Source organism: Cellulophaga lytica DSM 7489, assembly GCF_000190595.1.
GTDB classification, from domain to species: Bacteria; Bacteroidota; Bacteroidia; order Flavobacteriales; family Flavobacteriaceae; genus Cellulophaga; species Cellulophaga lytica.
On sequence record NC_015167.1, the window covers coordinates 471,948 to 486,106 of the forward strand.

At 33.0% G+C, this 14,159-nt stretch carries 8 protein-coding genes; all 8 read right to left on the reverse strand.

The features are described from left to right. Positions 1 to 121 precede the first annotated feature (121 nt). The 8 genes from CELLY_RS02220 to CELLY_RS02255 all read right to left on the reverse strand — a co-directional run bounded on the left by CELLY_RS02220 (position 122) and on the right by CELLY_RS02255 (position 13,888). Positions 122 to 1,036 carry a 3-keto-disaccharide hydrolase gene (locus CELLY_RS02220; protein ID WP_013620024.1) on the reverse strand — a complete coding sequence of 305 codons (915 nt, stop codon included), beginning with the start codon at positions 1,034 to 1,036 and terminating at the stop codon, positions 122 to 124. Positions 1,037 to 1,120: 84 nt separating this feature from the next. Next, the gene (locus tag CELLY_RS02225; RefSeq protein WP_013620025.1) at positions 1,121 to 2,668 is read right to left on the reverse strand and encodes an alpha-L-fucosidase; all 1,548 of its coding nucleotides are present in this window, start codon (positions 2,666 to 2,668) and stop codon (positions 1,121 to 1,123) included. A 121-nt stretch (positions 2,669 to 2,789) separates the two neighbouring features. Further along, positions 2,790 to 4,409 carry a DUF5060 domain-containing protein gene (locus CELLY_RS02230; protein WP_013620026.1) on the reverse strand — a complete coding sequence of 540 codons (1,620 nt, stop codon included), beginning with the start codon at positions 4,407 to 4,409 and terminating at the stop codon, positions 2,790 to 2,792. Positions 4,410 to 4,437: 28 nt separating this feature from the next. Further along, positions 4,438 to 6,096: a sulfatase family protein gene (locus tag CELLY_RS02235; protein WP_013620027.1), complete on the reverse strand. Its 1,659-nt coding sequence runs from the start codon at positions 6,094 to 6,096 to the stop codon at positions 4,438 to 4,440. Between the two features lie 122 nt (positions 6,097 to 6,218). After that, complete coding sequence (locus tag CELLY_RS02240; RefSeq protein WP_013620028.1) at positions 6,219 to 7,208, reverse strand: LamG domain-containing protein; 990 nt, start codon at positions 7,206 to 7,208, stop codon at positions 6,219 to 6,221. Positions 7,209 to 7,359: 151 nt separating this feature from the next. Further along, positions 7,360 to 8,916 carry a hypothetical protein gene (locus CELLY_RS02245; protein WP_013620029.1) on the reverse strand — a complete coding sequence of 519 codons (1,557 nt, stop codon included), beginning with the start codon at positions 8,914 to 8,916 and terminating at the stop codon, positions 7,360 to 7,362. A gap of 11 nt (positions 8,917 to 8,927) precedes the next feature. Further along, positions 8,928 to 10,730 (reverse strand): RagB/SusD family nutrient uptake outer membrane protein, encoded by a 1,803-nt coding sequence (locus tag CELLY_RS02250; RefSeq protein WP_013620030.1) that lies wholly within the window; start codon positions 10,728 to 10,730, stop codon positions 8,928 to 8,930. 17 nt (positions 10,731 to 10,747) lie between these two features. Further along, the gene (locus CELLY_RS02255) at positions 10,748 to 13,888 is read right to left on the reverse strand and encodes a SusC/RagA family TonB-linked outer membrane protein (protein ID WP_013620031.1); all 3,141 of its coding nucleotides are present in this window, start codon (positions 13,886 to 13,888) and stop codon (positions 10,748 to 10,750) included. Positions 13,889 to 14,159 lie beyond the last annotated feature (271 nt).

Consider the following 14,159-nt stretch of genomic DNA (forward strand, 5'->3'; position numbering starts at 1 on the left):
CCTAATTACTAAAAGTGTTGTTTGTTACCTTAAACACATTTCAAAAATAATTTAATAGCCTCATTTAGCAGATAACGTATGTTTTAGAATATAGAACGGATGATGAATTGTATCTTAAACATTACTGGTTAAGGTACTTTTTAGGAAAAAAGGTAATTGGTGTTATGCTTAAATTTTTATAATATACTTCAGCAGCTTCAGACTGTATTTGTATTTTTCCTTGAGTTACAGGTGTAACAATACCATTTTTTAAATAACGGGCATTTTTTACCCTGTTTACAACTTTACCGTTTACTAGATGTATACTTTCTGACCCCAAACAATAAATTTCTAATGTATTCCACTCTCCGTTTGGCTTCTCAAACATTCCTAATTTACTGGCTTGACCAGATTCAAAACCTGGTCCCCATTTTAAAGGCACTAATTCTGCATTAGGATTATATACAAAAAATGGCTTTCCGTTTTTAGCATACTTTTTTTCTGCAGGAACATCACCAAAAACATCTGTTAGAGCAATAAAATCTCCGCAATCACCCTCTTGCACCTGAAACTCTAAACTAGACATCCAAACATTCCAAAAAGCTCCGTGTGGCCCTTTAGCATGATATAAAATTCCGCTATCTCTTTTGGTATACAAACGTGGTTCCCATTTTTTTTCTCCCCATTTAAACTGCACACTTAAATGGTAATTTCCATACTCTTGCTTTGTAGTTAAACCGCCATAAATTTCACCTGTAACTTTTAAAACCGGTTCGTTATTTTCTTTTATGATTGAAAACACATTTTTTAAATCTTTGTTTAGCCCTAAAGGTTTTCCTGTTTTTACATCTGCAAACTTCTCTACATTTAAATCTACAGAAGTATGCACGGCTCCCATCCAAATTTCCCAATTAGATAACTTTTCATCAAACAAATAAATGGTTGAAGAATTTGTATTTTTAACTACATCTGTACTTTTACAACTCACAAATAACAACAAATAAAAAGCTGTTATTACTGTATAAAAAAACACTTTTTTAAAAGATTGCATTGCCATTACACTTACTATTTTTTTAAACTAAAAAAGCCAAGATTTGTATCTGCATAAAACCTTGGCTTTTTATTACTTTAAACAATTAAACTACATTTCTAACTCAATAACATATGCAAAGTCTCCTGGTTTTTCTTTTGGCATTGTAACCTTAAAACCATCTTTTTCTTGACTCCACTTTATTTTTTCTTTACTACCCAATACTCTTGCATTGGTAATATTTAAATCTTTTGCATAAGTAGCTTCTTTTGCTAAAGATTCTATAACAACAACACCATCTTTTGGCCAATCTAAAACAATAGCATAAAGCTTATTATCTTTGGTTGTAAACCTAATGTCTTTAGAAGATAATCCTTTATTATTCCCTTCAGAGTGGTGACCCTTTTTAACCTCTGTTGGTCCTTCTCCAAACGTTTTCCAGTAAGTAGTGTCATAAATAGCATCACCATTTATAGTTAACCAATCTCCTATTTGTAGTAAAATTTCTTTTTGATCTTCTGGTATTGTGCCGTCAGATTTAGGCCCTACATTTAGTAAAAGATTTCCGTTTTTACTAACAATATCTACCAAATCATCTACAATTTGGTTGGCTGTTTTAGACTGCCAATTAGAAACATAGCTCCAAGAGTTTTTGCCAATAGAGGTATCTGTTTGCCAAGGTAATTTACGTATACCAGGTAATTTACCTCGTTCTAGATCATAAATAACTGTACCTTCTGGAAAAGCTTCATGAGAAAAGTTTTTATCTTGTAGAACAACCTCCTTACCCCATTCTATACCTTTATTATAGTAATAAGCAGCTAATTTTGGTCTCTGATCTGCAAAATCTGGAATATCTAAATAAAAATCGAACCACATAATATCTGGTTGGTAATTATCTATAATATCTTTAGTTCTTGCCCACCACAACTCTTTAAACTCTTTAGAAACAGGTTCATTTAAATCTTTACCTTTTGTAGAGTACAAATCTGCATATGCAGGGTTTGTAGTATCAAAATGATCTTTTTTATTAAAGAAAGACCAATTAAAAGCAAAATGAGAAGATGCTCCCATAATCATACCTTTTTGTCTTCCGGCTTTAAATAACTCTCCTAAAATATCTCTTTTAGGCCCCATATCTACCGCGTTCCAACGTGTAACATTAGATTTATACATTGCAAAACCATCATGATGTTCTGCTACAGGTATTACATATTTTGCACCAGATTTTTTAAACAAATCTATCCATTCATTTGCATCAAAATTTTCTCCTTTAAACATTGGTATAAAATCTTTATAACCAAACTTTTTTTGGTCTCCCCATTCTTTTTTATGATGCAAATACACATCTGAAGGTCCCTTTTTTTCTAAATTTAGTTGCGCAGAAAAAGTAGCCGTATCCATATACATTTTACGTGGGTACCATTCTGATGAATATTCTGGAACACTATATGCGCCCCAATGAATAAAAATGCCAAACTTTTTTTTGTTAAACCAAGTTGGGTCTTTATAATTTTTTTTGATTGATTCCCAGTTTGCTTCATAAACTGGCTTAGTTTCTTGAGCTATTTCCTCCTTTTTATCTTTTTTATCTGCACAAGACAAAATTGTTAATGAGAGAATAAAAAAGCTCAGTACTATATATTTTCCACTTTTCATATCTAATAGATCTTAAAGGTTGTTCTTACTTATCTAAAGCGAAATTCTAACTATAGTTTTAAAAGCATTAAAACGTATGTTTTTTATAGTAGACCAAATGTCTAATTCCCTGTTTTTACTACTATTTAAGCCTAGAAATAAGTATTGCATCTGCCTTTTCTGCCCAAGGAGACTTAAACTTTCCTTGTTTTTTAATAGCTACCTCTTTTGTAAACTCTCCTGTTAGGGTATTAAACCACTGCATAGTTCGGTTTTCATCTTTCTTTTTTAAAAATGCAGCATCTATACCGTAGTTTTCTTTGTGTATATATATTAAAACTGTGCCTTTATCATCTGTTAAGTTATAACCACTACCGTTATGCCAAGGAATAGGCTTCATTTTATGAAACTGAAACTTACTAAAGAGTTTTTGCATGTAATTAAAGTATATAAACTTTGGTTTATAAAACTCTTTAGGTTGCTCAAAAGGGTTATAAATAATTACATTCCATGAAGTACCTTGCCAATAATAAGTGGTGTACACACCTGCAAATAAGCACATATAATTGCGACGTAAACAGGTTTCTGCATTGGTATAATCTCCTGTAAAAACAGTATACATAGACTCCTCATAACCACCGTGTTCTATATTAAATATTGGTTTGTTTTTAAATTTTGTTTTGGCTTCTAACATTTTGTTGTAAATGTTATGTGACCAATTTTGAGAAGAAATAAAATCTACCTTATCTGGAAAATTAGAGCAATATTTATAATCATGTACAGACACCAACCTGTTGTATTTGTCATTTGTTTTTAACCTTTCTATTCTTCCGTGAATATACGCTTCATCTGCCCTACCATAGTACAGCGCCTCTTTAGAAATATCCCATACTATATTAGGAAAAGCTTGGTACCTTTTTACTACATAATCAAAATACATATTATCTGCATCTGTATTCATATTAGGCCAAGCAACCAATTTGTTCCAAACGTATATCATTAAATGCGCAGCTATACGCTTGTTATGCATTAAGCTAATAGTACGATCTAATTTTTTAAAAAATTCTGGGTTTAGAGCTGAGTAATTTGGATTGTTATTATTGCCAAGGAAAGGAAAAATATCTTTTGGACCACCAAACTCATGCTCTGGATGTTGTTTTAGTTTAGAATCTTTAGTCCAGCTAACATCATAAGAAAAAACATTCATCACTACCTGATTAAATCCGTTTTGGTTTAAAAGGTTTAAAAGATGCTCTGTTTTTGGTAATCCTTTTTTGTTGTGGTAGTCTAAGGCATAAAGCCAATCGCACTCAAAGGCCAATAAAAAGTAAGGAGTGCCATCTTCATAATAAAAATTTTGAGGATCATTTTTTGGTATAACTAATGCTCCGTGATTATTAGTGGCTGCAGAAGACACCATTACACTACCTTTTTTATGATGTATTTTTTTTAGATCTGCATAGGTTGTAAATTTCCAATTACCCTCTAAAGAACTAGAAAACCGTATTACCCATTCTTTATTACCATTATAAAAACCAGGCACTTGCTGTACTGTACCATTACTATGAGTAAAAATTGCATAAAAATTAGCCGTATAAGGAGATGCTACATTTTGGTTTGCTGTAAATGTTATATCTAAAACCTCCCATTTTGGAATTTTAAAAACAGTGTTTAACGTGTAGTTTTCTTTTTTAAGTTGGCTAGTTACTACTGTAAAACTTAGCAAACTAGTAACTATTAAAAGTTTTAATACATTTTGCATAACACTGTTTTTATTTACCTATATTTTCTTAATCATTCCAATGCTCATCTATTACCTTTTGTATGTGCGGAAACTTACTACCATCTTCCTCATTTAAACTTTTACGTTTGGCTTTTAACTGCTTTTTAAGTTCCTTAATTATATCTTTATACGCAGGGTCATTGTAGGCATTATTCATTTCTTTAGGATCTTTAGTTAAATCATAAAACTCCCAAGCAGCTGGTGTATCCATCTCAAACTTATTACCCCAACTTTTTTTGTTCCATGTAGCATTAGGGTCTTTGGTATCTACCCAATATTTACCATAAAAAAATATTAGTTTGTACTGTTTTGTTCTAATACCAAAATGTGCCGGGTTTGCATGTGCGTGTGCCATATGCATCCAGTACCTGTAGTAAGTAGACTGTTGCCACCCTTTTGGTTCTTTACCTGTTTCTAAAATAGACTTAAAACTATGCCCTTGCATTTTTTCTGGGGCTGTGCCACCAGCTAGCTCTATTAAAGTAGGTGCAAAATCTGCATTGTTAATTATTGCGTCTGTTCTAGTACCAGCCTTTATTTTTTCTGGATAACGCACAAAAAATGGCATACGCATAGATTCTTCATACATCCATCTTTTATCAATATAATCATGTTCTCCCAGCATAAAACCTTGGTCTCCTGTGTACACAATTATAGTATTATCATACAAGCCTTCCTCTTTTAAAAATTTTACCAATTTGGCTACATTATCATCTACACCTTTTACACAACGTAAATATCTTTTTAAGTACTCTTGATACGTTTTGTGAGTGTATTCTTTGTCTGTCATATCCAAAGAAATGCTTGAGGCATCAAACTCTGGGTTAGAGATTTGCATATATTTGTTAGACCACAATCGCATTCCCATACTTCTAACAATGTTTCTTTTAGATACAGATGAGCCAATAACGCGCAGTAAAGAATCATTAGAACCCCTTGTTGCTATAGAACCATTATTACCATTCTCATACAAACTTGCTGGTTCTGGTATATATGTATTTTCTAAATAATCTTTATAACGTGGTGCATACTCAAAATCGTCATGAGGTGCTTTGTAATGGTGCATTAAAAAAAACGGCTTGTCTTTATTGCGTTTGTCTTTTAACCAAGCAATAGTTAAATCTGTAATATTATCACTAGAGTGTCCTTTAGTTTGTATTCTGTTTTTTGGCCACTCTTGCTCTCCTTGCACTATAAATTCTGGATCATGGTATTTACCTTGTCCAGGTAATACAGCATAATAATCAAAAGTAGCAGGCTCATCTTCTAAATGCCATTTGCCAACCACAGCAGCTTCATACCCTAATTTTTTCATTTCCTGTGGCAAATATTGCCTTTCTGGTGGTATATGCCCTTCTAAATCTAACACGCCATTTGTTTGGCTATATTGACCCGTAATCATAGTTGCCCTACTTGGTGTACAAATAGAGTTTGTAACAAAACAATTATCAAAAATAATACCTTCGTTAGCAATTTTATCTAGATTTGGAGTAGGATTTAAACTTGCCAACCTACTACCATATATACCAAATGCTTGTGACGTATGATCGTCTGCCATTATGTAAATTATATTTGGCTTTTTGGTTTCTATTGTAATTTTTTCTTTTTCGGCACATGAAATAATGGTTGCCATAAACAGTGAAAAACAAAATAGCTTTTTAAACATTTTTGGTAGGTTTTAGTTTGATAAAGTAAAAGCGCTAATTAAAGCGCTTTACAAAAGTTACATTTTTTTTAATAATGAAGAATAACATATGATTTTATGAATAAAACATATGATTAATACATTTAATCTGCTTTAACCGGTTTAAAAATACGAATCCAATCTACTTTAAATGTATTATTTTCTTTATTAGCCAATTCTGCATCAGATGGTGTAATATTTTTATCTGATCTCCATGTTTGATCCTCTGCATTAATAATTATATCCATAGGTTTACTTAACCCTTCACCATCTGCATAATTATTAGGGTCTATCATTTCTGCTCCAGAGGTTGTTCTTACCAACTCTCCATTTATATAATACTCTAAATGAAATGGATCTCTCCAGTACACTCCTACTCTATGAAAATCTTCTCTCCATAATGTACCAACCTCATCTTTATACCAGCTACCTGCATCTGTTGGTTGGTAATCTTGAAAAGGTTCTCTAATAAACATATGATGGCTTAAATGAATACGCTCTGCATACCAAGTTTGGTCTGCCTGTGCTAACTCTGAGTAGCTTGCTCCGTAAGCTTCTACAATATCTATCTCCTGAGTATCATCTGAGCTTAAAAGCCAAACATCTGATGCTAGCGTAGTATTTGCAATTTTTACATACGCCTCTATATACACTGGGTAAATTACTTGTTCTTTTGAGGTTATACAACCCAAATGAATTTTGTTTGAGTTTGGAACTCTACTAGCAACCATTTGCAAATAACCATCTTTAACTAAAGAGTGGTCTCTTTTCCATTCTGTTAATCCTGGGCCAGACCATTGGTTATGATAAAAATCTGTCCATTTGGCATCAAACTCTGCTCCTTTATTAGTGGCCTCTGCTTCATAATCAAAACTGTCTGACATATTTTGAAACTCCCAAACATTACCTTCTCCTGCTTCTGCTGGCACAGGTATGGTTTTCCAAGTTACTTCTGGTTCTTCTTCTGGTTCTTCAGTTGGGGTTTCTGGTGTCTCTATTACTTCTTCATCTTCTACTTTATCTGTAGAATTACTATCACTACAAGACACTACATAAAATAACAAGAATACTATTGCTGTATTAAATTTCATCATAATAAATTAATTAGTTTGGCTCAAAGTTGTAGAATGATTGTGATTTTAACACAAAAAAAAACTGTACAAAAAATAGACAACACTAGTATTTTAAGTATAAAAAAGGCCCCACTTTGTAGAGTAGAGCCATTTTTTTTTTAAAAATTATTTTTTATGGTCTTTCATCTACTTCCATAATTCTTATATCATCAAAATATATAACACCCATACCATTGTGTCTTAAATATATTTCATAATCACTACCTGTAGTAGCTGCAGTAAACCTTTGACCTGGACTTACCGTAACCCAAGTATCTTCTGCTGCTGTTGCAACAATATTATTCCAAAACTGAAATACAGTTTCTCCGTCTTTTTGTATCCAAGGTCCGTTCATATTTATAACTGCACCAGCTTGCTTATAAATTTTATACTCTAACTGATAAGTTACCCCTGCTGTTAAGGTATATTGATCTATTAAATTATGAAAACCAGACCAAGCACCAGATTCTGCTGCATCTACTTTTATACTATATTGTCCGCTAGCTGCTTGTTCTGTTGATGGAGCAACAGTTGTAGTTGGTAAGTTATCATCTTTAGTTGTCCAGTTTACTCCACCATCTTCTATATCATAACGTACTGCTTCATGTTGGTACATTTGAACAGGCAAATCTGTAAAAGCAGCTGGTATACGAGTATCTGTAGACTCTAATGTGCCATTACCATCATAAGAAACAGTAATATTATCTGACCTGTATATTTGGTCTTGAAGTTTTATCTCTAAAATAGTTGCATTAGAAGAGTTTAAACCTATAGATGAAATGGTAAAAGGAGTACCATTTACGTTTACTGTAAAATGAGCTTTTTGGTCTGCAAAAGGTTTAAATTCTCCATTATAAGGTATTTGTATGGTTTGGTTTTCTAATTCTACCAAATCACCAGCAACCTCAAATGGTAATGATGACGGCACTACATTTATAGTAGCTGCAACATTATACCTATCATAATCTGCAGGTATATTTTCTCCTAGCCTACTAATATTTAAAGCTGCTTTAAAAGAACCCAATTGGTTTAATTGTATTACAGCAAGTGAATCTGTACTTGTAATATCTCCTATTTGCCATGCTCTAGTATTAGGACGACCAATGGTAGTAATATCTACAAACTCTAATTCAGACCCTGCTTCTACCGTAATAACATCACTCTCTAATTCATGAGGAACAACTACTCCGTTTTGACGAATTAGTATTTGCGGTACAATAGTATCATACACATCTACAACAAAAGTAGTATCTATAACCCATTTACCACCTACCTCTTTAGAAGGAAAAACAAAACCATCTGCACCTTTAAACTCTACATATTCTTTAAACTCATTGTAAAGATTTACTTTTTTTAAACCACCTTCTTTAAACAGAACATGTACTGTTTTGTCTGTGCTCTCTAAAGATTCTGGTTTAATTATAAAATCATCATAAATAGAATCTTTACGTTTAATTGGACCTTCTAAAAAATAACTTCCTTGTTCTATGGTCCATTTGTGTGATATTTCACCTTGAGATAAATCTGAAAATGAAGCAAAATCATTTACACTTACACTAACTATTGTATCTCTAAAACCACTTGTGTACCAAGATACGTCTGAGAACGAATTAGGAGCATCATAATCATCACTGTTACACGCGGTAAAAAGCGCTATAACTAATGCTATTAAAATTAATCTATTATTCATAATATCTTTTTTTAGTTATTCAAATTTGGGTTGGCTGTAACTTCACTATTTGGAATAGGATAATATCCATGTATACTCTCGTTATAATTTACTGCAGCTTGTGCATAATCTATAAACGTAAAGCCATTTGCTATAGGACTTTCTCCTTCTTTTAAAACAGAACCCCATCTTGTTACTGGTTTACCTTCTTTATCTATAAAAGGAAAATTATCTGCCCAGTATCTTTTTTGACTTAACTCTTGAAAGCGTTCTTTTAAAACACCCCATCTTCTTAAATCTAAAAAGCGAACAGCGTGCCCTTCTTCTGCTAATTCTAATGGTCTTTCTACATACATTAAATGCTCCATTAAACTATTAGCATCATAAGTAACATTGTCATGATCTGCTCCTGGGTAGGTACCGCTACCATCTGGACCAATTAATTTTAAAGCAGAACGGTGTCTTACTTCATTTATTAATGCCATTGCTTGTTCTACGCCACCGTCATCTGTACCTCCTTTAATTAAACACTCTGCCAACATAAGGTAAACATCTGCCAAACGTACCAAACGTATGTTAATACCCGAACGTGTATTAGGTACAATGTCACTTTCTGTTGCTACAGTTGCCCAGTTTGTATACTTTCTAAAATATGCTGTTTCTTTGTTGTTAAATATTGTAGCATCTGCTGTAGATAATCCGCCATAATAAGGAGTGTCTAAATCATCTACTACAGCAATAGAATAAGAAGCACGTAATGAGTATGATCTTGGCCTCATTAATGTTACAGGATCACAGCCTTCTGTGCCATCTTCACAAGGCACATAGTTTCTAGGGTCACTCATATCTAATTCTTCATTCTTATAGGCCATTTGCAACCAAGCACTTGGCATAGACACTCTAAAACCACCTAAGTTTGCTGGTGCAAATACTCTACCTAATGTGTTAGATACATTTTGACTATCATACGGGTTTAGTTCTGATTTGAAGTTTACAGAATAACTAACTTCTAAAATAGACTCAGAATTAAATTCACCTGCCTCAGAAAAATTATCGTCTATGTTTTCTACTAAAGACCTGCCATATTCTCCGTTAGTAATAATATCATTAAAATATACTGCTGCTGTTGTATAATCTTCTTCATACAAATAGCTTCTTCCTAATTCTGCAGCTGCAGCTGCAGCTGTAACACGACCAACATTAGCATTACCGTCCCACATTGGAGGTAAATTTTCATAAGCAAATTCTAAATCTTTTAAATAAAAAGCTTTTACCTCTTCAGGCGTGCTTAATGGCTGATAAAAATCGCTTTCTGCCTCTGGTACAAAATCAAAAATTGGCACACTACCCTGGTTAAACATATTATACAGGTAGGTGTATGAAATTCCTCTAAAAAACTTAGCCTGTGCTATTATTTGTGTAGCAAAATCTATATTATCTTGGTCATCATACGTTTCAATTAACCTTTCTCCGTTAGCTATAACTTGGTTTGCTCTAAAAATAACTGTATATGTAGCAGACCACTTATTTCTTATATCATTTTCTGAATCGTTAAACGTTTGTAGGTAGAATGAATTTTGTGTGTTTGGCCTACCAAAACCTGGCCAGCTCATATCTGCCCTGTGATTGTCTGACAATACATTGAAAATACTTGTATTTTTAAAAGCATTATATACCGCAGTTAAACCTCCGTTTAAATCTACATTATTTTTCCAGAAACTACCTGTTGATAGTTCGTTAGGATTGGTTTCTTCCAAGTAATCATCTGAGCATGCTGTACTGCAAATAATGCACAGTAAAGCAACAGCTATTTTGTTAAATATTAATTTTTTCATTTCTAGTTCTTTTTTTATTAAAATTTAAATTCAATACCAGCTCTATATTGTGTGCTTATTGGGTAAACACCCGCATCTATACCACGTGTGCTTAAACCATCATTACCTATTTCTGGATCAAAACCATCATAATTGGTAATGGTTAATAGGTTATCTGCTGCTATGTAAAATCTTAATTTATTAATATTAAGCTTCTCATTTAATTTTTTAGGTAAAGTATAACCTAAAGTTACGTTTCTTAACCTACCAAAACTACCGTCTTGCAACCAGTAATCTGTATATCCTCTGTAATTAAAATGATCTCTACCTCTGTCTGACGGAATTGTAGATGTTGGATTTGTTAATGTCCATTGGTGAACTAAGTCTTGATGTGTACCCTGCTTGTATGCATAGGCTTTACTACCATTAATAATTTCTCCTCCTATGGCTGCATACCAGTTCATAGAAAAATCTACATTTTTATAATTAGCGTTAAAGTTAAAACCCAACTCATACTCAGGAGCTCCACTACCTTTATAAACTCTGTCATCTAGTGTAATTTCTCCGTCACCAGCATCTGGTATACCATCATTATTTGTATCTACAGTTAACTGATCTACGTACTTTAAATCTCCTAAATTAGCCGTAGGATCTATTTGTCTGTACTCATCTAACTCTTCTTGACTAGTAACTAAACCATCTGTTTCTACTAAAAAGAATGCACCAGCCTCATAACCTTCTCTAAGAGCAGTAACTAAATCTTCTCCTGGTAAGCCTGGCGCTACTTGACTACCTCCTAAGAATGAAAACTTGTTAGAATCACTCATTCTAGTAATTCTATTTTCATTTTTAGAATAGTTAGCAGAAACGTTCCAACTAAACTTACCTTTGTGTTTGTAATTAGCACTCCATTCTGTACCGTAGTTACGCATATCACCAACATTTAATATTACGCTAGAGTTGTTACCACCACCAACTGTTGGAGGTAAAATAACAGGAAATAGCATATTTGTTCTAGAACCATCATAAACCTCACTGGTTACTGTAAGTTTATTGTTAAAAAAACCGAACTCCATACCAAAGTTCTTTTCTATTTTCTTTTCCCATTTTGCTTTAGGATTTTTAAATGCTTCTTGTATAGCTCCTAAAACCAAAACTTGGTCAGATCCTGTACCAAAAACATAGTCATGTCCTAAACCAATAGTTGGTGCAGTACTATAATCTAATATGCTTTGGTTACCTGTTGTACCGTAACTAAACCTCATTTTAAAGAAATTAAAGGTTTGTCCAAATATATCATCCCAACCTTTTTCGTCTGATGCAATCCAAGCTGCAGATGCAGATGGTGCATATATCCATCTGTTTTCTTCAGAAAAACGGCTTGTACCATCACGCCTTAAACTTGCACTTATTAAGTATTTACCTTTATAATCATACTGTATACGCCCTAACATACCAATTAATGTATTGGTTCTGTCTTGTCCGTAACCACTACCAGTACCTACGTTAGCATCTAACGTAGCACCATTTAAGTTGGTGATTTCATTATTAAAAAGATCAAATTTTTGAGCAAAGAAAGAATCGTATGTGTATTTTTCTGCACTTACCGCACCTACCAACGTAACGTGGTGGTCTCCAAAAGTTTTGTCAAAAGTTGCAATACCATCTATGGTTGCACTAGTAGATCTATCACTTTGGTTATACACACCAGACCTAATTTGTTGCGGTATTAAATCTCCTTCTACAGAATATGCTGTAAATAAGGGATTTACCCTAACTCTTGTATTGTTTGTTCTGCTTAAAGATGCACGTGTAGTTAATTTTAAGCTAGATAATAATTGGTGATCTACCTGCATACGTGCATTAAAATTATCACCTTTTCTAACGTCAGACTGTTTAAGCTTAGCCATTAAAAAACTAAGGTTTGTAGCATCATTATTATTTGCAGCACCTGCGCTATCATCTACCGTTGGTGAATTTGGATCTATTAATTGCTGATAAGGTTTGTACCTGTAACCATCTAATAATATTTGCCAAGGTGTATACTCTTGCTCATCTGTTCTTAAACCAATACCAGTTGTAAACGTCCATTTTCCTTTTTTATAAGTTGTATTTGCTCTTACATTTAACCTTTCTAAACCAGAATTAATTAATGAACCTTTCTGATCAAAATAGTTAACAGACACATTAAAACGTAAGCCTTCTTTACCACCTGATATATTAAGGTTATGGTTTTGAATTAAAGCCATATCTTCCTGAAGAATATCCATTAAATTGGTGTTGTTGGTAAAGTCATAACGGTTTTGCTCTAGTGTTGTAAATGAGTTATTTGGAAAAGTACCATTTATATTGTTTAACCTTACAAATTGGCTATACATAGAATCTTCAAAATTCATTAAAGGAACACTAGATACAATATCTTGCACCCCCATATAACTGGTTATACCAATATCCATTTTACCAACTTTACCAGATTTAGTAGTTATTAATATTACACCCGCAGAACCTCTTGTACCATAAATAGCTGCAGAAGCTGCATCTTTTAGTACATCTATAGTTTCTATTTCTGCAATACTTAATTGTGGATTACCATCTTGTGGTATACCATCTACTACATACAAAGGAGAGTTACTACCAAAAACAGAGTTTATACCACGTATAAGTATTACTGCATCAGACCCTGGTTGTCCGCTACTAGAAGTTACGTTTACACCTGCAATTTGCCCTTGCAGTGCACTACCAACATCTGAAGTAGATATTTTTTCAATATCCTCTGCCTGTACTTGGGCAACTGCACCTGTTACCTCTCTTTTCTTTTGCACACCGTAACCAATAAGTACTACTTCCTTTAATGCCTCAATATCTTCTACCATAGTTACATTAATAGTACTTTTAGAGCCTACTGCAATTTCTTGCGCAACATAGCCTATATAACTATATATTAATACGCTATTTGGTTCTGCTTGTATGGTGTAGTTACCATCAAAATCTGTAACTACCCCAACTGTTGTACCCTTTACAACAACACTTACCCCTAAAAGTGGCTCGCCATCTGCGCTAACATTACCCTTTACGGTTTTTGTTTGTGCTAGAGCCAAACCAAAGCCTATAACAAAAAACAAAATCGTTAAAAAAGCTTTATGTCTAGACTTAACAAGTAAATTAAATTTCATTTCCATAATCGTTTTTTAAGTTTAGTTACACAAATGTTGGTTTTATTTGCTTTAAGGGTAGTAACAAATGTTTTTTTAAGTAAAACATATGTATAAAATCTTAAAAAAGTGTTAACTAAATCACGCTGAAACCAGTAAATATGTTGGTTTTGTATTATTTATGTAATTTAAACAGTATAAAAATGTTAATTTATAAAAAATTAACGCATTAATTACACAAATTAATAAACACACAAAAAAACCACCAACACTACAAATAAAATAATGCTGATGGTTT

What these genes read in the sequence shown, in the direction of transcription:
- CELLY_RS02220 (WP_013620024.1), bottom strand. Translation starts at nt 1,036, where the DNA reads ATGGCAATGCAATCTTTTAAAAAAGTGTTTTTTTATACAGTAATAACA.
- CELLY_RS02225 (WP_013620025.1), bottom strand. Translation starts at nt 2,668, where the DNA reads ATGAAAAGTGGAAAATATATAGTACTGAGCTTTTTTATTCTCTCATTA.
- CELLY_RS02230 (WP_013620026.1), bottom strand. Translation starts at nt 4,409, where the DNA reads ATGCAAAATGTATTAAAACTTTTAATAGTTACTAGTTTGCTAAGTTTT.
- CELLY_RS02235 (WP_013620027.1), bottom strand. Translation starts at nt 6,096, where the DNA reads ATGTTTAAAAAGCTATTTTGTTTTTCACTGTTTATGGCAACCATTATT.
- CELLY_RS02240 (WP_013620028.1), bottom strand. Translation starts at nt 7,208, where the DNA reads ATGATGAAATTTAATACAGCAATAGTATTCTTGTTATTTTATGTAGTG.
- CELLY_RS02245 (WP_013620029.1), bottom strand. Translation starts at nt 8,916, where the DNA reads ATGAATAATAGATTAATTTTAATAGCATTAGTTATAGCGCTTTTTACC.
- CELLY_RS02250 (WP_013620030.1), bottom strand. Translation starts at nt 10,730, where the DNA reads ATGAAAAAATTAATATTTAACAAAATAGCTGTTGCTTTACTGTGCATT.
- CELLY_RS02255 (WP_013620031.1), bottom strand. Translation starts at nt 13,888, where the DNA reads ATGGAAATGAAATTTAATTTACTTGTTAAGTCTAGACATAAAGCTTTT.